This window comes from Paraburkholderia sp. CNPSo 3076, assembly GCF_026343935.1.
Taxonomy (GTDB): Bacteria; Pseudomonadota; Gammaproteobacteria; order Burkholderiales; family Burkholderiaceae; genus Paraburkholderia; species Paraburkholderia nodosa.
In genome coordinates, this window is sequence record NZ_JAPMAL010000018.1 from 1 (window position 1) to 18,118 (window position 18,118).

At 63.5% G+C, this 18,118-nt stretch carries 14 protein-coding genes; 5 read left to right on the forward strand and 9 right to left on the reverse strand.

All coding sequences use genetic code 11. From position 1 onward, the window contains the following. A partial coding sequence (locus M3A49_RS21220) for a hypothetical protein (RefSeq protein WP_266228293.1) occupies positions 1-291 on the forward strand: 291 nt, incomplete at its 5' end. Between the two features lie 150 nt (positions 292-441). Here the strand turns inward: M3A49_RS21220 and M3A49_RS21225 are convergent. The 9 genes from M3A49_RS21225 to M3A49_RS21265 all read right to left on the reverse strand — a co-directional run bounded on the left by M3A49_RS21225 (position 442) and on the right by M3A49_RS21265 (position 12,199). Beyond that, positions 442-1,761, reverse strand: a complete 1,320-nt coding sequence (locus tag M3A49_RS21225) for a sigma-54 interaction domain-containing protein (protein ID WP_266230707.1) — start codon at positions 1,759-1,761, stop codon at positions 442-444. Next, positions 1,758-4,829, reverse strand: a complete 3,072-nt coding sequence (locus M3A49_RS21230; protein WP_254357291.1) for a peptidase domain-containing ABC transporter — start codon at positions 4,827-4,829, stop codon at positions 1,758-1,760. Before M3A49_RS21230 ends, M3A49_RS21225 begins: the two co-directional genes overlap by 4 nt. A gap of 18 nt (positions 4,830-4,847) precedes the next feature. Further along, positions 4,848-5,600 carry a peptidylprolyl isomerase gene (locus tag M3A49_RS21235; protein WP_254357290.1) on the reverse strand — a complete coding sequence of 251 codons (753 nt, stop codon included), beginning with the start codon at positions 5,598-5,600 and terminating at the stop codon, positions 4,848-4,850. A 48-nt stretch (positions 5,601-5,648) separates the two neighbouring features. Continuing rightward, a complete protein-coding gene (locus M3A49_RS21240) occupies positions 5,649-7,034 on the reverse strand; it encodes an HlyD family efflux transporter periplasmic adaptor subunit (protein ID WP_266230849.1) in 1,386 nt (461 codons plus the stop codon). A gap of 22 nt (positions 7,035-7,056) precedes the next feature. Beyond that, positions 7,057-8,919 (reverse strand): FHA domain-containing protein, encoded by a 1,863-nt coding sequence (locus M3A49_RS21245; RefSeq protein WP_254357289.1) that lies wholly within the window; start codon positions 8,917-8,919, stop codon positions 7,057-7,059. Between the two features lie 177 nt (positions 8,920-9,096). After that, the gene (locus M3A49_RS21250) at positions 9,097-10,521 is read right to left on the reverse strand and encodes an efflux transporter outer membrane subunit (protein ID WP_416338995.1); all 1,425 of its coding nucleotides are present in this window, start codon (positions 10,519-10,521) and stop codon (positions 9,097-9,099) included. Between the two features lie 181 nt (positions 10,522-10,702). After that, positions 10,703-10,972 (reverse strand): hypothetical protein, encoded by a 270-nt coding sequence (locus M3A49_RS21255; RefSeq protein WP_266230708.1) that lies wholly within the window; start codon positions 10,970-10,972, stop codon positions 10,703-10,705. Between the two features lie 324 nt (positions 10,973-11,296). Continuing rightward, positions 11,297-11,722: a DUF4399 domain-containing protein gene (locus M3A49_RS21260; RefSeq protein ID WP_133187104.1), complete on the reverse strand. Its 426-nt coding sequence runs from the start codon at positions 11,720-11,722 to the stop codon at positions 11,297-11,299. A gap of 51 nt (positions 11,723-11,773) precedes the next feature. Beyond that, a complete protein-coding gene (locus M3A49_RS21265; RefSeq protein WP_266230709.1) occupies positions 11,774-12,199 on the reverse strand; it encodes a DUF4399 domain-containing protein in 426 nt (141 codons plus the stop codon). A gap of 302 nt (positions 12,200-12,501) precedes the next feature. Here M3A49_RS21265 and M3A49_RS21270 point away from each other — a divergent pair, with 302 nt between their 5' ends. From M3A49_RS21270 to M3A49_RS21285, 4 genes are read left to right on the forward strand one after another with little or no spacing between them, the layout of a single operon-like run. Next, complete coding sequence (locus M3A49_RS21270) at positions 12,502-13,806, forward strand: formylglycine-generating enzyme family protein (RefSeq protein WP_416338989.1); 1,305 nt, start codon at positions 12,502-12,504, stop codon at positions 13,804-13,806. Between the two features lie 36 nt (positions 13,807-13,842). Then, positions 13,843-16,572 carry a xanthine dehydrogenase family protein molybdopterin-binding subunit gene (locus M3A49_RS21275; protein WP_266230710.1) on the forward strand — a complete coding sequence of 910 codons (2,730 nt, stop codon included), beginning with the start codon at positions 13,843-13,845 and terminating at the stop codon, positions 16,570-16,572. Beyond that, on the forward strand, positions 16,569-17,090 hold the full coding sequence (locus M3A49_RS21280) for a (2Fe-2S)-binding protein (protein ID WP_266230711.1): 522 nt from the start codon (positions 16,569-16,571) through the stop codon (positions 17,088-17,090). The genes M3A49_RS21275 and M3A49_RS21280 overlap by 4 nt, the downstream gene beginning before the upstream one ends. Continuing rightward, positions 17,087-18,118 carry a hypothetical protein gene (locus M3A49_RS21285; RefSeq protein WP_266230712.1) on the forward strand — a complete coding sequence of 344 codons (1,032 nt, stop codon included), beginning with the start codon at positions 17,087-17,089 and terminating at the stop codon, positions 18,116-18,118. Before M3A49_RS21280 ends, M3A49_RS21285 begins: the two co-directional genes overlap by 4 nt.

The following is an 18,118-nucleotide window of genomic DNA, read 5'->3' on the forward strand; positions in this document are numbered from 1 at the left end:
GCGAAGGTCTCCCGGCAGGATAACGCGCGCTGGCTGCTCACGTGGACGCCGGATGCAAGCCAGGGCATTGCGCTCAGGGCCCAGCTGCGCAGCGAGGCCGGCGCCGGACCGCTTGACGTCCTGCAGCTGCGGCACTTTGCATTGCCCGCGCGCATCTTTCTGACCGGTAGCGCAAAGGCTGGGCCGAAGGCGACTGTCAGCGGTCCTCCGCCGCTGCCACCCGCAGCCATCGCGGCCGCGAACCACGCTGCAACGCCCCTGCCGCAAGGCATTGTGCCGGAGGCGCAATGATGCTGGGCGAACTGTTCAGGAGCCTCTTTCCGGCTGGAGATCGCACGGTGAAAAAACTGCCCACCGCATCAGCCAGGTTAGAGGGCTCCCGGGCATGAACGGCCAAAAGCGCCAAGAGCCACGACAAAAAAGCACCGCTCGGCACCCAGCTCAAGACCCCTTCTCATGATTCACCTTATCGGCATGCCGAAAATCCTTAGAATGAATCCCATGCTTCTTAAGCAGCATCTGCAAATGTGACCGATTCATATCACAGCGCCTCGCAAGCTCCGCCACCGTGCCCCCAGTCTCCTGCAACCCACGCTCAAGAAACGCCCTCTCAGCCTCATCACTAGCAGCACGCTTCGCATCGCTCAGTGACAGCGGCGCACCCGCCGCTTCAGCCTCCATCACCCGCAAAGCCAGCGCAGCAGGCTTAGGCCGGATATCATCGGGCAGATGCTCGATATCGGCCGTGTCGCCTGCAAGGCACGAAAGCCGATACACGAGATTGCGCAGCTCGCGAATATTCCCCGGATAAGCGTACGTAAGCAGAAAGTCGCGCAGCTTGGGCGTAAGCTTCACTGGCCGTCGCTTGAGCTGCCCAGCAGCCTCATCGCCGAAATAAGCAATGAGCAGCGGAATCTCGTCGTTGCGTTCGCGCAGCGCCGGCAACGTCACATGAATCACGCTCAGCCGATAAAACAGGTCCTCGCGAAACTGCCCCTGTGCGGCGAGTTCGCGCAAGTTGCGGTTGGTCGCCGCAACGATGCGCGTGTCGACCCCAATGGGTTCATCGGAGCCCACCCGCTGGATCTCGTGCGCTTCGAGCACGCGCAGCAGCTTCACCTGCCCCTGCAGCGGCAACTCGCCGATCTCGTCCAGAAAGATCGTCCCCGTATGCGCGCTTTCGAACTTCCCTTTGCGATCGCTCGACGCCCCCGTGAACGCCCCTCTGCGATGGCCGAACAACTCCGATTCGAGCAGGTTCTCGGGTATCGCGCCGCAGTTCACCGAGATGTATGGGCGGTCGGCGCGCGCGCCGTTGGCGTGGATCACCTTCGCCATCAACTCCTTGCCCGTTCCGCTTTCGCCGTCGATCAACACGGGTAGGTCCGTGGGCGCCGCCTTTTCCGCGATCTCCAGCGCGGCGAGCAGCTTCGGGTTGTCGCCGAATATGCCTTCGAAGATGAAGCTGCGCTCGATCAACGCCTCGCGCCGCCGGTGCGCGGAGGGCGTGAGGGCGTCCGGCCTGGCCAGCGCATCGAGCGCTTCAGGCGCCTCCGCCGCCGCTTCGACGAAGCGCTCCTTGCGCGAGAGTTGCATGACTTCGTCGCGCAGCGCGTTCGACTGGTTCAAGAGTTTTTCGATGTCGGTGCGTTCGAGCCGCGGCGCCCAGCGCAGCGTCGAGCGCAGGATCTCGATCTTCTCGAGCAAGCCCGCATATGACACAACGGAACTGCCAAATCCGTGCGGGTCGAAGAGCTTCATGATGCCCCCAGCTGCTTTTGCACGAGCTGGTAATACATGCCCCTGCGCTCGACGAGTTCTTCGTGCCGCCCCTGCTCCACGATCGCCCCTTCGTAGAGCACGAGGATCTTGTCCGCCCGCATGATCGTGCTCAACCGGTGCGCGATGATGAGCGCCGTGCGGCCCTGGAGAATGTCATGCATGTTCGAAAGGATGTTGCTTTCCGACTGCGTGTCGAGCGACGAGGTGGCTTCGTCGAACACGAGCAGACGCGGGTCGTGATAGAGCGCGCGCGCAATGCAAAGGCGCTGGATCTGCCCGCCCGAGAGGCCCACGCCGCGCTCGCCCACCACCTGCTCGTAGCCGAGCGGCAACTTGCTGATGAACGCGTGCGCATCCGCCATGCGCGCCACTTCCTCCATGCGCCGCCAGTCAGGCGTTGCATCGCCGCACGCGATGTTCTCCGCAATCGTGCCGGAGAACACGAGGTTCGTCTGCATCACGTAGCCTACCTGGGCGCGAAAGTACGCGTGGTCGATCGCGCTCATGTCGTAGCCATCCACGTTGATCTTGCCTTCGGTCGGCGCGTAGAAGCCCACCAGCAGCTTCGCGAGCGTCGTCTTGCCGGAGCCGCTGCGCCCGACGATCGCCACCATCTGGCCGCGCCCGACCGAAAAGCTGATGTTCTCCAGCACATAAGGCGTTTCGTTGCCGCCGTAGCGGAAATACACGCCGTCGAATTCAATGTCGCCCTGCAGGTCGGGAAGCAGCACGCGCGAACCCAGGTCGGCGGGCTTCTGCTCGGGCTCGATATCGAGCACGTCGCCTAGCCGCTCCATCGCGACCGCCGCATCGTTCATGAGGCTCCAGAGCCCGACGAGACCCATGAGCGGCGCGAGCACGCTGCCCATGAACGCATTGAACGCAATGAGCTGTCCGATGCTCAATTCCTGATCGAGCACGAGCGTGGCGCCCGCCCAGAGAATCACGATCGTGGTCGCGGCATTGAGCAACTGGCTGCCGAGACCGACCAGAATATGGAACGCCTGCGCGCGATACTGCACTTCGAGCGACTTCGCGTACTTGCGCTCCCACTTCAGGCGTACCGCTCTTTCTATCCCCATGCCCTTCACGGTTTCGACGCCGCCAAGCGTCTCCATCAGCATGGAGCGCGCGTCGGTGGACACGGCGAAGACTTCACGCGCGTAGCGCTTGATGCGCGGCGTGGCAATGGCGGTCAGCGCCATGATGGGAATCACGAACGCAATCAGCAGCAGCGTCAGCTTCACGTTGTAGAGGAACATGATCGTGAAGTAGATGAAGATCATCAGCAGGTTGAGCGCCGTCGTCACCGTCGATTCAGTCAGAAACGCGCGGATAGTCTGGTTCTCCTGAAAGCGCGCGAAGATATCGCCTGTTTTACGCCGCGCGAAAAACGAGAACGGCAACGACATGGTGTGCTTGAAGAACTGCGACATCATCGCGAAGTCGAGACTGCGCACCATGAAATTCGACAGATGCGCGCGTATCGTCGTCATGAGCTGCGTAAACACGTGCGAAATGATGAGCCCCACGATCAGGAGATGCAGCAGGCTCACGTTCTGGTGGACGATCACGCTGTCGAGAATGTTCTGGATGATGAGCGGCGGCACCACGCCCAGCATCTGGATCACGAAGGTCGCGAGAAACAGGTGGGCAAGTATTTTCCGGTAGGGCAGCAGATATCCGATGAAGCGCACCCACGGCGAGCGCGTCGCCGCCTGCGCGCCCGTGGTCTCGCCCGCCGTGAACAGGAGGCACGTGCCGTTCCAGCCGCGCTCGAACGCTTCGACGCTCAGCTTGCGAAAACCGAGCGCCGGGTCGGCCACCCTCACCCACTGCTTCGACACGCCATATACGACGATGTAGTGGTAGCCCTCCCAGTGCGCGATGAAGGGCAACTCGAACCCTTGCAGCGCTTCGTACGTGCACTGCACGCCGCGCGTGGTGAAGCCGAGCGCTTCGCCGGTGCGCGCGAGACTGTCCAGCGTCGCGCCCTGCGTCGTCACGTTCGCGAGGTCGCGCAGCTTGCCGAGCGTCATGGGAATGCCGTAATGGCGGCAGATCATGGCGAGGCACGCCGCGCCGCAATCCATCTCTTCGGCCTGTTCGACCAGCACGAAGCGCTTGATCACGCGTTCGCTGAAGGTCGCGTCCGCGCCGCTGTCCACGGCAACGGGCCGGCTGCGGCGCTCGGCGAGCTTCTTCTGCCGCTGCAATTCGCGCTCGTTGAAGCGCACGCGCTCTTCCAGCACCTCGCGCAGCTTCGGGTTGCGCTCCAGCATGAAATGCACGGTCTTCTCGGGAATCACCAGCAACCGGACATCAGTGAGCGCCGTGACGCTCGCGGGCTGATCCTGGCGAAGCAGGCACGCGCGTTCGCCGAAAATTTCCCCCGCGCCGAGCTTCGCAATCTGATAGACGCTGCCGTCTTCCTCGCGCGCAATAGTGACTTCGCCCTGGCGCACGACATACAGGCGCATGTCGCCGCCGGCGCCTTGATGGATGATCTCCTTGCCCGCGCTCACGCGCTTGACGCCCACGCTCGACACATACTCTTCCAGTTCGGCTCGCGAAAGCTTGCCGCGCAAGTCGAAGAGCCGCGTGACGAACCCGCCCGCGGAGCTGATCGCCACATAGCTCGTCACGAACGACTGCGCGGCGGGATTCGCGGCGAGCAGCGGTTCGAGCGCCGCGCGGGGGATGCAAAGCACCTCGGTCTTCGCGGAAGCGCGCACCGACACTTCGTGCCAGTAGTCGCGCAGCATGGCGATTTCGCCGAACACTTCGCGTTCCTTGCGCACGCCGAGACTCATTTCCTTGCCGCGCTCTTCGGCGATGAGCCGCACGGAGCCCGAGCGGATCACATAGAGTCCGGCTGCGGGTTCGCCACGCTTGCAGAGCGTGTCGCCGAATGCGTAGCTGTGCGTTTCGACCTGCGCGGCGAGACGGTCGAGTTCTTCGCGCGAAAAGAGCGAGAGCGGTTCGACCGATGCGAGAAAATCCACCAGCGACGGTGCGCTGGCAGGTAGGGGCGCCTGGGTGTCCATCAGCGTGGCTCTGCGCGCTCAGTGCGCGTCGATGATATGTTCTTGCGCGCGCTCCGCGAGCCATTCTTCGCGCAACAGCCGCCGCACCTCGGAAGCAACGTCCGCCTCGAGCAACGCCGGATGCTTTGCCGTCACGCAGAAAATTTCGAAGAACGAACCGTCCGGAGCGGGGAACGGGCCGAGCAGGTCGCCGACCTGCGCATTGAACACCTTCGCCTCGATGTCCGTTTTCAACGACCCGCGCAGCACCTTGCCGATCACGCCGCCGCGCTCGCTCGTGTCCGCGATCGAATGCTCGCGCGCCATTTCGCTGAACGCCTGCGGCTCGTCCTCCAGAATCGACATGACCTCGCGCGCCTTGCCTTCCGAGTCCACCACGATGTGACTCACTTCGATGCTGTCGAATTTCGGCGAATTGAGCTTGAAATAGCTTTCGACCGCCTCGTCGTTGCAGATCAGGTTGAAGGTCTTCTCCTGATAGAGCGTGTCGGTAATGAAGCGCTCGAATTCATCGAGGCTGATGCCGAACACGTCCAGGTAGCGATTCATGTCCGCCGCGCGGTGCAACCCCCGCACGCGGCGAAACTGGTCGGCGCGTTGCTGGATTTCGTCGGGCTCCACCTTCACGCCCATTTTCTTCGCGGCGATGACCGTCAGCCGGTCGCGCACCTGCTGTTCGACCAGGCTCTCGAACTGCCCCGTGAGTTTCAGCGCGCGGATGAAATCTTCCGTGCCGATCGCTTCATCGTCGATCCGTACGATTGTCGTCATTGCGTTCCCCTGATTTCCGATTCCCGAATTTCGAACTGATTGGTGTCGTCAGCCAGCGATCTGCCGGAACGGGTCCAGCGCGAAATCGATCAGGCGCCGCTCGCGCACCACGATTTCGGCGGTTGCCGTCATGCCGTAGCGCAGCGGATACGTCGCGCCCCCAATCGAAAAATGGTCGCGCGCGAGACGCACGCGACCCTCGTAAACTGGCTCCTTCGTCTGCGCCTGCGGCTTCGTGGTCGGCGAAATATATTCGAGCATGCCGTCCACCACGCCATAGCGCTGATACGGAAACGCGTTGAATTTCAGCTTGACGGCCAAGCCCTCGTGCAGGAACGCGCGGTCCTGCTCCGCAATCGCCACCTTCACGACCGGGCGCGCGTTGGCCGGCGCAATGCCCCCGAGCGGCGTGTTCGCCTGGATCTTGTCGCCGGGCTGCGTCGTCGTCACGTCCGTAATCACGCCCGAGACCGGCGCGAGCACGAGCAGGAAGTTGTCCTTGTCGATGTTCTCGAAGCGGATGCGCGCCGCGGCGTCGGCGGCAAGGCGCGCGGTTTGCACCTGCAGGCGCAGCTTGTCCTCGGTATTGGCGATTTCGCGCTCCGTCGCGTCGTATTCGATGCGTAGCGACGTGAGCTGCCCGGCGCTGCCTTCGAGCTGCGCCTTCGCCTGGGCGAACTCGTGGCTCGTTTGCGCCTGTAATTCGCTGAGCCGCGCCTGCGCGATCCGGTAGTTATTATCGGCCTGCAGGAACGCGCTGCGCTTTTCCTCGACCTGGCTTTGCGATACTCCGCCGCCGCCCGGCAGCGCAAACAGGCGCTCGTACTTGTCCTGGTCTTCCTTCGCGAGATCGCGCACGTGGCGCGCGTTGTCGATATTGCCGCGCGCTTCGTCGAGCTGGGCGTTCTCGGCCTGCTGGAGCTTGCTCGTGCCTTCCGCCACGCGCGTTTCATGTAGATGCGTTTCAACGTCCATCTGCGCCTTGAGCGCCTCGGCCTTGCGCTCCATGAGCGCCTTCTTCTCGGGGAATTCCTTCCAGTCGCGTTCGGCGTCGTCGAGTTTCAGGCGCGCGTCGAGCGCGTTGGTCGCCGCCTGGATCGCGCCGCGCGCGTTGATACGGCCAATGACGTCGTCCTTCTCCACGGGCTGACCTTCGGCGATGTAGATGTCCACGAGTTCCCCATCCACCGGCGCGTAGATGCGGCGCACTTCCGACTCCGGGGCGAGCGCCCCCTGCGCGCTCACGATGACATCGGCACGCCCGACGAACGACCACAGGAAGGCGCATACCACGAGCGCAACCATCGTGATGATCGTGGCTTCAATGAGGCGCCACGGGCGCGCGGTGAGGATCGCCACGCCTTCCTCGCTGTGGTCGCCCAGCGCCTCGCCAAGCGGGCGCGGCGGTTCGGGCGCCGCAAGCCCCCCCGGCATGCCGAGCGCCTTGCCCAGGCGCTCAATGAGCTGGCGCGGATTCACCATGCCCTCCCGCTTGCGCAAGCGTTTCGAGCGCTCCCGCATGGGCCGCGAACGGCGGCGTGGCGAAGTGAGCGGCGGCCAGACGGTCGTGCACGGCCTGCACGTGGCCCGCGTGCGCCTCGCTGTCGATCTGCTGATACTGGTCGACGTCGGCGCGCACGGCATCGAGCCCGGCGAGGCGCGGATAGCGCTGCGCGTAGTCGCTCAGCATCGCGGTGAGCGCGTCGAAGCGGTCGCTCGCGAGCGCGCTGTCGATTGCCTGATGGATGCGGTCGAGCGCGGCCACATACACGGAGTCGTCGCTCTGCAGCTTGCGCAAGTGGCTGAGCGAGTCCGCATACACGACGGCAAACGCCGGCACATAGGCCGAGATCCGGTCGAATGCACGCTGATGCTCGCCGGGGTCGTCGTTCCAGCGGCTCGTCAGCGCATGGATCGGCGCTTCGTCGCGATAGATGCGGATCGGCGCCTGCGGGCCGCCCCGTCCCTGCACGAACGATTGCAGCGCGCCGATCCAGCCGATGTTTTCCACGAGCGGCGCGGCGTCCGGGTTGTGGCGCGCGAGTGTACGCATGTCTTCCACGATCGCGCGCGCACGGTCGAACGCGCGCGCGTTGATCGCGGCGACCCAGTCGGGCACGTCCGCCTTGATGAGCGCTTCCGTCCCCATCGCGCGCCACGTGCTGTCGTTCGGGTGGCGCGTGAGATATTGATCGGCCATGCGCGCCGCGCTTTCGAACTGTCCGCTCGTGAGCAACGCCTGCATGTCGCGCTGCGGCGCGCCCTGGAAATACGTGAGCGCGACGAGCGCGAGGATCACGGCAATCCCGCCGCCGCCCCAGCGCGCGAACGCGCCCATATTGATCTTCCCGCTGCCGCCCAGCGCTTCGCTCAGTTCGCTCAGGAAGACCTCGAGCCTGCCGCGCCGGCGTCGCGCGTCGTGCCCCGGTTCCGGCGCGGGGTGAGGCGCATCGGGGTTGATTTCGTCGTCCTGCGCGGGCGCGGGGGGCGTGCAGAAAATGTCGAGAAACGAGTGCGCGCTGCCAATGAAGGTCGTGCGGTCGGCGTCTTCTGCGAGCACCGACGCGCGGCGCTCGCGCGTCGCCGTCACGGTGGCATCGCTTCCACTCGTGCTCTCGAGGCCGACCCGGTAGACGAAGTGCTCGCCGCCAAAGGCGATCCGCTGGCCGTCTTCGAGCTTGACCGCGTGATCGTCGAGCCGCAGGCCGTCGAGGAACGTGCCGTTGGTGCTGCCGAGGTCTTCGACATACATCGCGTCGTCTTCGGCGTAGATGTGCGCATGACGCCGCGACAAGTAGTTCACCTGATGCGGATACGCGTCGTGATACTGCGAGAACGTCTCGTCGGCCTTGCTGACCAGGAACGGAAAACTCGTGACGACGATCTGCTGCAACCCGAGATCGGCGCGCTCCGGCGTGAGCGTCACCACGGTCGCCCGCACGGGCGCGCGTACCGTGCGCGGCGCGAAGCTCACGCGAAACGCGAGCGCGCCGGCAAAGCTGAGTTCGTCGCCGTCGTTGAGCACGTGGGGCTTCTGGGTGACTTCGATACCGTTGACCGCCGTGCCGTTCTTGCTCCCCAGGTCGGCTACGTAGGCCGCCGCGCCCTCGCGGAAGATGCGCGCGTGACGGCGCGAGACATCGACCACGACCTCGGGCCGCGCCGCGGCAAAAGGCGGCTGTGTCCGCCCGACTGCAAAAAGATCCTTGTCGATGCGGATTTCGCCCAGCTCCGCATGCGATATCGGCCGCAGCACGATATCGAACGTCCGGTCGAGCGATGTCTGGCTCTCGGCAATGGAAGCGGCGTCAGGCACCATGATTCCGCCAGCGATCAGCAGTTGTCAGCCAGGCCGCGCGTGGCGCAAGCGCCGCGTGCGCACTAACTCTCCGTGTGAAGCCGTGCGCCTTGCACATGGCGATCTGGGTGTGAGAAAAGTGTAGGCGACTGTTGGCTGGAGTCAAACAACTGACGCGGCCCGCCGCAACGGGCGCGCTCACTTGACGGGCGCTGCCGGCACGGCGGAACTCGAGGCCACGTTGGCGACATCGACGTCGGGCCAGCCGCCGCCGATCGCCTTATAGAGGGTGACAGTGTCGCTCAGAATCAGCTCATGGTTGGCGAGAAGCGACTGTTCCGCATTAGCGAGCGAACGTTCGGACTCCAATACTTCGAGCTGCGACACGAGCCCTTCCTTCAACTGCGCCTCGACCTGCGCCGCGACGGTGCGCAGCCGCTCGTTCTGCTGCAGCAATTCGATGCGCTGCCTTTTATGCGCGTCGAGGTTCACGAGCGCGTTCTCGACTTCTTCGAACGCCGTGAACACCACCTGGCGATACTGCTCTTCGGCAACCTTGCCCTGGGCCTCGGTCGTCTTGATGTGGGCATGCACGCTGGGGTCGAACATCGGGAAGTCGATGCTCGGCATGAAGCTCAGCGTGAATACCTTGAACAGATCGGAGAGCGAGAACGCGGCTGTGCCGGCGCGGCCCGTGAGACTGATGGTCGGCAATTGCGCGAGCCGCGCGGAACCGACTTCATCATACGATTCGAGAATGCGGTACTGCGCGGCCACCACGTCGGGGCGGCGCCCCAGCAACTGCGCGGGCAGGCCCATGGGCACGTCCGGCAGCTTCACGCGCTCGCGCAACTGGCCCAGCGGCATCCTGAACTCGCCCGCGGGCACACCGACCAGCGTGGCAAGCGCGTTTTCGGCGGTATCGCGCTCACGGTGCAGTTCCAGCAGTTCGTTCGTCACGCCATTGACTTCTGCGCCCTGGCGCAGCACCTCGGTTTTGGGCGCGACACCGTTTGCGTACATCTGCTGGTAAATGGTGAGAATCTGCTTGTTCCGCTTCAGCGTGTCTTCCTCGTCGCGGATCTGATCGTCGAACTGGAGGATCTGGAAATAAGTGCTCGCCACATTCGCAACGAGCGTCAAATAGCCTGCACGCCAATCCGCTTCGCTAGCGTGATACTCGGCCTTTTGGGCCTGCACGCTTTTTTCGACTTTGCCCCAGATATCGATGTCCCAGTTGACCTGAGTGGCGACGTTATAGGTCTTCGAGAGCGCTAGCCCCGTGCTCTTCTCATAATCGATACCCGCGCCCGCGTCGACCGTGGGAAGTGCACCGGCCTGCACTTCCCCGATCTGCGCGCCGGCCACGCCAATGCGCGCCGCCAGCACCCGGATATCGACATTGCCCGCAATCGCCTTTTCTATGAGTGTATTCAGGTAGGGATCGTCGAACTCTTTCCACCACTGCGGATTGACCGTATCGGCCGCGGAAAACGTGCGGCTCGTATGCGCCCAGGCGTCCTTCGCAGGCATGTCCGGGCGCTGATACGCAGGCGTACTCAGATCCGTGCAGCCACACAGCGCCACCGCACACAACCCAGCCGTTCCGACGACGCGGGTCAGCCAGCGCGACGCGCCGCGACCTGCGTATGCGGCGGACGGCGAGAGCAGTGTGTTCACGATCGACTCCTTGAGCGGAATGCCATAAAGCACGGTGAAGGACGCGACGAAGAAGCGGTGTGCAGCGGATGCGGTGGAGGGCGGCGCCGTGGCGGCGGGTAAGCCTCCACGGCTGGCAGCACGATCAGAAGTTGATCGTGTTGTGAGCCGTTTGCACGGGGTTGGTCGACGCGTGGAGGTTGTTCACGAACGCCACGTCGTTGCCCGTGTTGGACAGGATGGTGTTCGTCTGGCCGATCAACTGCGATGCGGTGAAGTTGGTGGAGTCGACCTTCACGCTCGGCATCGTCGGGTAGCAGACGGGCCACAGGCCCAGGCCGCCGCGCACGGCGCTCATTTCACGGCGGTCGAGTTCTTGTGCGACGCTCAGGTCGGCAATCATCAGCTTGCTCATGGCAGTTCTCCAGAAATGGATGGAACGGTGTTTGGGTTGTGAGCTGCAAGGTTGCTGGCTCGGGTCCAACAAGGCATGAGGCGTGCCAGGTGCACGAGCGCGCGAGCGCACGCCGGCGCAACGCCCGTTGCATAAGGACTGTTCTGGAATTCCCGGAGTCTTGCGCGCGGCGTGTGGCGCACGCGATCCGTGCGTTGTGATGGGTGCGCGCCAACTCGTCGACCGGCTTATGTTGGCGTGCTTCGAACAGGGCTTTTCGGGGGGAAGTGAAAGCGTCGCAAACGTTCGTCTATCGCCGTGGCGTGCGCGACCGGATCGTATGGATCACTTAACGTAGATGGTGATTTTCTTCGAGTACACCGGCGGGTTGTGCGGCACGTGGTGCGCGTCGCCCATCAGCAGCTGCAGCGTATGTTTGCCCGGCGGCAACTGAAGCATGGTTTCGGTCTGGCCGGCGCCGAAGTGCAGGTGGTTGCGATCGGATGGAATGGGCTGATCCATCGGCGGCAAGTCCGTATCGACGAGCAGATGGTGGTGGCCCGTGTTGGGAAACTCGACTTCCGCAGGCGCCACGCCCATGTTGCGCAGCCCGAACCAGACGCGAAATGGCCGCCCGGCCGGCATGACCTGGCCGTCGTTGGGCCAGCCGATATAAACATGCGCGTTCGGGTCGGCCGGCGTCGTGCCTGCATGCGCCGCACCGCCCGCGAGCAGCACGAGGCTGGCAGCAAAAACGAGGAACCTGTTCATGGCATGCACTCCCGCTTCTTTTGCGCTGCGGCTAAAGCCGGATGTCCTTCGCTACTTGACGATGACCGTGATCTTCTTCGAGTACACCGGCGGATCGTGCGGCACGTGGTTGTAGTCGCCCATCAGCAACTGCAGCGTGTGCTTGCCCGGCGGAAGCTCGATCCGGGCTTCCGTTTCGCCAGCGCCGAAATGCAAATGATTGCGATCCGACGGGATCGGCTGGTCGAGCGGTGGGAGGTCCGTGTCGATGAGCAAGTGATGATGGCCCGTGTTCGCCTTGTTGATCCCCTTGGGGCAGACGCCCATGTTGCGCAGCCCCATGCGCACCCAGAACTTGCCGGTGGGAATCGTCGCGCCGTCCGGCGGCCAGATGATGTAGACCTCCGCGCCGGGCGGCGACGGGGTGCGCTCCGCAAACGCGAGGCGCGGCATCAGGACGGCCGCTGCCAGGGCCAACAGGGTTGCTCTTCGTTGCATCTTTATGCTCCTCGTTCGGCAGACGGCGCGCGGCTTTCGAGTTCGGTGCGTGTTCTACAGCTTAGGACGGATTCAAGCGGATAGAGATAAATCGGCGCGGCGCGCGCGGGTGCCACCCAGTTACTGCATCGCCCGGCGTGCGTGCTATTTTGTAGTTGTGCGCAGGCAGTGCCTGTGCCGGCGGCGGCCCGCGTTTCGCGCGAGCACGGCCGGCGACTGCCGCGGGGTAGCGCACCGTCGGCATTGAAAGGCGATGATGCCTGGGTATGCACCCGGGTTGGCACCTGATAGGGAGAACGAACATGTGGCGGCTAGTGTTGCCTGTGTGCCTCTTGATCTCGCTAGGCCTGACCTCGACGCTACGCTCGGCTGCGCCGGTAGCGCATAACCGCTCGACTCCGGCACGCGAGCAGCCGCGTCTCGAGCCGCAAGACCCTGGTGGATACGCAAGCGCCCACGCCGCGCTTGAGCGGGTCGCCGAGGCCAGCGCAGCGCGGCAACGCTATGGCGTCGCGATCGTGCGAGTCGGCCTGATGCCGAAAGACACCTCCCAGGAATACGAAATCACGTTCTGGAATTCGATCAAGGACAGTCAATACGCCAGCGACTACGAGGCGTATCTCAAGGCCTATCCGAATGGACGCTTCGCTCCGCTCGCGCAGGCTCGCCTGACGCGTTTGCGTGCGGAGGCATCGAAACCGGCTGCAGCGTCCGCCGCGCCCACACCGGTACCCGCGCCAGCGCCTCAGGCGAAGACACCGCCGCCCCCCGCCGCGCCGCCAGCCGCGCAGACCAGGGCAGCGCCCGCCTCCGCACCGCCCGCCGCGGCAACGGCTGCGGCCGCGGCGGCAGTTGCGGCGAAGGGCAACCCGGCTATTTCGAAGCCGGGTCCGCACGACATTCAGGACTGCCCATCTTGCCCGGTGCTGGTTGCGGTGACCCCCGGCAACTTCACCATGGGCATCGACACCGACGACGCCTCGGAGCGGCCCGCGCACCGCGTGACGATCAGCCATAGCTATGCGCTCGCGAAATATGCGGTGACGGTGGCGCAGTGGAACGCGTGCGTCGCCGCGAGCGCCTGCCCGCGCCTGTCGAACGAGAACAACGCCTCGCCGAACGCCCCCGTGCGCGACCTGAGCTGGGACGACGCGCAGCAGTACGTGAAATGGCTTTCGAAGGTGAGCGGCAAGCCCTATCGCCTGCCGACGGAAGCGGAATGGGAATATGCCGCGCGCGCCGGCACCGAAACGCGCTACTGGTGGGGCAACGACATGCGCAAGGGCACGGCGAACTGCAAGGACTGTGGGCCGCCCTGGCACGTCGAGGCGCCCGACGACGTCGGCTCTTTTCCCGCCAATGCGTTTGGCTTCTACGACATGGCCGGCGGCGTTTGGGAATGGGTCAGCGACTGCTGGCACAACTCGTACAAGAACGCGCCGAACGATGGCCACTCGTGGGACGAGCCCAACTGCCAGGCGCGCGTGATCCGCGGCGGATCGTGGCGCGACGGCGCGGGCTATATGCTCGCCGCCACGCGCTTCAAATACGACAGCAGCGTTCGCTACGAAGCCAATGGATTTCGCGTAGCGCGCGACATGAAATAACGCAGATTACGCTGCGGGTCTCGCCTGGAGACGCACATGGCTTGCGATGTTCCGATTACTCGCCGGACATTCCTCAAGGCCATGGGGAGCGGCGCGGTCACGATGTCGGTCAGCTCCATCACCGCGTTCACGGCCGCCAGCCCAGCCGCACTCGCCGCGACGAGCGCCCATTCCGCACCACAGGCACCGAACGGCGCCCCCGACTGGGCGCCGGAGCCTGGCAAGGCGCGCTGGCGCATCGAGGGCGTGAGCAAGGTCACGGGCGCGAAGATCTACGCGCGCGATTACAAGGCGCGCGACTTCGACGGCTGGCCGAAAGAAGAAAACTGGCTATACGCCCTGAGATGCAATTGCGTCGACAAGAATTTCGAAGACTTCGACCTGAGCGTATTGCCGCACGATCTTCGCCCGATCGCCGTGGTATCCAACCAGACGTTGAACGACAATCGCATCTATCTGGCTGCCGAGAAAGATCCGGTCGCTAGCGAAGATATCTATCTTTTCGCGCAGAAGGGCAAACCCGCCAATTGCTACGGCCAGCCCGTCGCCTTGTTGATCTTCGAAGATTTCGATACGTATCGCCGCGCAAAGAAACTGCTCGATTTCAACGAGTCGGTGATCCGTTACGGAGCAACGGTGCCGAAAAGCACCACGACCACCTTGTATCCGTTCGCATCCAAGCTTTATGTGCGCGACGACGCCAGGTCGTTTTCGAACCTCCAGAGCAGCGGCCACGCCGATCAGACATTCACCACCAAATGCAACAGCATAAGTAAAGGCATTCTCAGTCTGGCCAGCGCCAAGGTCGACAGCAAGGCCTGGCACCAGTTCGATGGCGCCTTCAAAACGCCCGCAATCGATCCCGTCTTCATGGAACCGGAGTCGGGACTCGCGTGGTTTCAGGCGGATTCCGGTTGTCTGAACCTGGTGCTCGGCACACAATCGCCGCGCGGCGACTGCATATCCGCATGTAAGGTGTTCAAGGACAGCAATATCAATGTCAAGCACGTTCACGTGATCAGCTGCTACCCGGGCGGCGGATTCGGCGGCCGCGACGAATCGTATTTTCCCGTTTATCTCGCGCTTGCCGCGCCCTTCGCGAAGGGGGCGTTGCGCTGGCAGCAGTCGCGCCCTGAGCAGTTTCAGGTCGGTTTGAAACGCGCGGAAACGGATTTCACGGAGTCCATCTGGCTCGACGATAGCGGCAGGCTCCAGGCGCTCGTCAGTTCCTTCAGCTTCAATGGCGGCGCCAAGGAAAATCTCACAGGCCCCGTTGGCGACCTTGCCGCCATGAGCGCGATGAGCTGCTACGACATTCCGCGCGCCATGGCGCAAAGCTTCGTGAGTTATACACCCGCGTTGTTCGGCGGCTCCCAGCGCGGCTTCGGCGGTCCCCAGGCTTATCTCGCCATCGAAACGCTCATGGACGAGGCCGCCCAGGCGCTGCACAAAAGTCCATTCGACATCCGGCACACCAACCTGCTGAGCAAGCAGCACGGCAAAACGCTCACTGGCGCACCCATTCTGTTCGATCTGCAACTCGCCGACCTGCTGAACCGGCTCGAAGCGCACGAGTTATGGCGCAACAGGGAAAGCGTGCGCGCACAGCGCCGCGCGCTCGGGTTGCGATATGGCGTTGGGCTCGCCATGTCGAATCAGGCCTACGGTACCGGCAAAGACGCCGTATTCGCGATGGTGCAGATTCAGCCGAACGCGGGCCTGCATGTGCTCACCCATTACACGGACATGGGCAATGGCGCGGCGACCACGTTGGCCCTCGCGCCTGCCGCATGCCTCGGACAGAACGCGCAGAAAATCACCATGAACGAAATCGACGCGTTTCAGATATCGGATTTCAAATACTCGAAGCTGGGCATCCTGGGCAATCCCCGAAGCAAAGCGATCTCGGCCCCCTTTGGTTCTTCGAGCGCCTGCCTCGGTGCGTTCCATCACTTTCAGGCCGTAGACCGCGCCGCGATGGTGTTGATGCTGCAAAGCGTGCTGCCTGCCGCACGCGCAATATGGAATAGCCCGCACGTCGAGCGGCATGACCTCAAGTGGACAAATGGCAAGCTGACTGCCGCCGGTCACCCGGCAATCAGCTGGCCCGCGTTGCTCGACGAGATCAACCGCCAGCAGTTGCCTACCGTGGCCGCCGCCCATGTCACCTATGCCGGCGGATTCTGGAGAAGCCGGTACACGTTCGCGTCGGGCGCCGTCGAGATGGACTGTGACTACATCGCCGTTGGCCCCGATACGCACAATCTAAAGGGCTTGCCTCACGGCGCGTTGCTGCCGCCACTCGATACGTTCAATTACGGGCGCACGAACTATGCGCCTTCGGCAGCGCTCGTCGCGGTGGCCGTGAGCCCCGAAAGCGGGCACGTGAAGGTCGAACATGTCGTCACGACGCTCAGCGCCGGCCGCCTGATTTGCCCCGAGATCGTGCAAGGCCAGTCGCAAGGCGCGGTGGCCATGGCGATGAGCAATGTGCTGAGCGAATCGTGTCCGCTGGGCAATCACGGCCCCGGCAACGGCACGTGGAATCTCGACCGCTACCTCATCACGCGTATGACCGATGTCCCGCGGCAGGAACTGATCGCGCTGCCGCCGCCGGATGGAGACCATCACAGCGCGCGCGGCATCGGCGAGGCCGTAATGTGCCCCATTGCGCCGGCGCTGCTGAACGCGCTGGCCATGGCAACCGGGCATCGCTTCCGGGAAACCCCCGTCACGCCCGACAAGATACGCGAGGCCCTGAAGTGAGCGAAGCCGACATCAAGATTCACGTGAACGGACGCGCCGTCACCGTACCGGCCGCCGATACCGACATGAGCCTCGCCGAATATCTTCACGAGCGAATGGACCTGACGGGGACCAAGGTGTGCTGCGGCATCGGTGCGTGCCGTGCGTGCACCGTGGGCCTGCGCAGCAGCCGCGACGCGTTGATGGAAAAGACCCTGGCGTGTGTCACACCCGTGAGCGCGGTCGCGAAACAACATGTCTATACCGTGGAGAGCCTCGCGGACGGCAACAGGCTTTCGCCGCTGCAGCAGACTTTTCTCGAGTCTTTCGCGTTTCAGTGCGGCTACTGCACGCCTGGCTTTCTGATGGCGGCGACCGCCATGCTCGAACATGTGAAGGCGTACCGTATCAGCGCAGACCAGCTCGACGCGGAAATCGACACCTGGGTGGGGGGAAATCTGTGCCGCTGCACGGGCTACGTGAAGTATCGCGAAGCGATTCGCAAAGTCGCGCTAATGCAGATGAAAAGCGGGGAATGACCATGTCTCTCCGCGCCCGCCTGTTCGCTTTGTGCTTCCTCTTCGCCGTGCCGCTTGCTGCCTTTACCCATGAACAGACCTTGCTCGAATATGCCGATCAATGCGTGAGAGAAATTGGCGAAATCCCGCCGTTCAACTGCAATGACGGAACCGATATTCCCATTACGATCGATGGGAAACCGCCTGGGCCAAATGAGTCGCCGACGCGATGCGACAAGCCTTCATTGCTGAGCCCACGCGCCGAAGCAAAAGGTCAATGCGTTCCATTTTCAAAAATCCTGAATCTATCGCGCGGCAACACGCAAATTTCCGCGTACTGTCGTCGCGATGTGCTGCGCGAAGACAAGAGTCAGTTCTATGACCTCGTAGTCGTCGTGATGCATCACTCAGGCAACGGCAAGACCTGCTGGTTCGCGTCGAAGCCGCCGCCATTGCCGCAATCGCAAGCTGACGTGCCCGCAAGTAGCGGCATCGTTGCGACCCGCGTGCCGCCGCCAAACGAGAGAAAGCCGCCATCGGGACAGCCCTCCGCAGTCGAATTCTGGGCGACACCCGCCATGGTCGCCTCCAGCACTGCGGACAACCCCACCTGTCTAAAATGCCACGACGCGGGACCCTTTATCTTCAGCCCGTATATCGGGCAGGTGTGGGACAAGGTGCCCACCGACCCATGGGGGAAGTATTCGAGCATCGGGCAGGCTTTCTCGTCGTATCACCTCATGACGATGAGCACACCCGGCAACACCTGCGTTGGCTGCCACCGCATCGGCAGCGAGCAGAGCTGTACGGCTTATCTCGGGCTTTCAGTGGGCAAGCGGAACGCGCCAGGAGGCGACCAGCTTGCCTCCAGTTATCCACTGAACCACTGGATGCCGACCGACAACGCGATGAGCAACGAGCAATGGGACAAGGCAAACGTTGCGTCGGTCGAGGCCCTGCTGGCCTGCTGCAGAGATCCGGCGCACAAAGACGCGAATTGCGCGTTCACACCCATGCCTTCGAGTTCGACTAACCGGGCATCGCACTGA

Excerpts from the sequence above, each read along its gene's own strand:
- M3A49_RS21270 (WP_416338989.1), top strand. The coding sequence starts at position 12,502 with ATGTGGCGGCTAGTGTTGCCTGTGTGCCTCTTGATCTCGCTAGGCCTG.
- M3A49_RS21255 (WP_266230708.1), bottom strand. The coding sequence starts at position 10,972 with ATGAGCAAGCTGATGATTGCCGACCTGAGCGTCGCACAAGAACTCGAC.
- M3A49_RS21230 (WP_254357291.1), bottom strand. The coding sequence starts at position 4,829 with ATGGACACCCAGGCGCCCCTACCTGCCAGCGCACCGTCGCTGGTGGAT.
- M3A49_RS21240 (WP_266230849.1), bottom strand. The coding sequence starts at position 7,034 with ATGCCGGGGGGGCTTGCGGCGCCCGAACCGCCGCGCCCGCTTGGCGAG.
- M3A49_RS21265 (WP_266230709.1), bottom strand. The coding sequence starts at position 12,199 with ATGCAACGAAGAGCAACCCTGTTGGCCCTGGCAGCGGCCGTCCTGATG.
- M3A49_RS21260 (WP_133187104.1), bottom strand. The coding sequence starts at position 11,722 with ATGAACAGGTTCCTCGTTTTTGCTGCCAGCCTCGTGCTGCTCGCGGGC.
- M3A49_RS21275 (WP_266230710.1), top strand. The coding sequence starts at position 13,843 with ATGGCTTGCGATGTTCCGATTACTCGCCGGACATTCCTCAAGGCCATG.
- M3A49_RS21245 (WP_254357289.1), bottom strand. The coding sequence starts at position 8,919 with ATGGTGCCTGACGCCGCTTCCATTGCCGAGAGCCAGACATCGCTCGAC.
- M3A49_RS21225 (WP_266230707.1), bottom strand. The coding sequence starts at position 1,761 with ATGAAGCTCTTCGACCCGCACGGATTTGGCAGTTCCGTTGTGTCATAT.
- M3A49_RS21235 (WP_254357290.1), bottom strand. The coding sequence starts at position 5,600 with ATGACGACAATCGTACGGATCGACGATGAAGCGATCGGCACGGAAGAT.
- M3A49_RS21285 (WP_266230712.1), top strand. The coding sequence starts at position 17,087 with ATGACCATGTCTCTCCGCGCCCGCCTGTTCGCTTTGTGCTTCCTCTTC.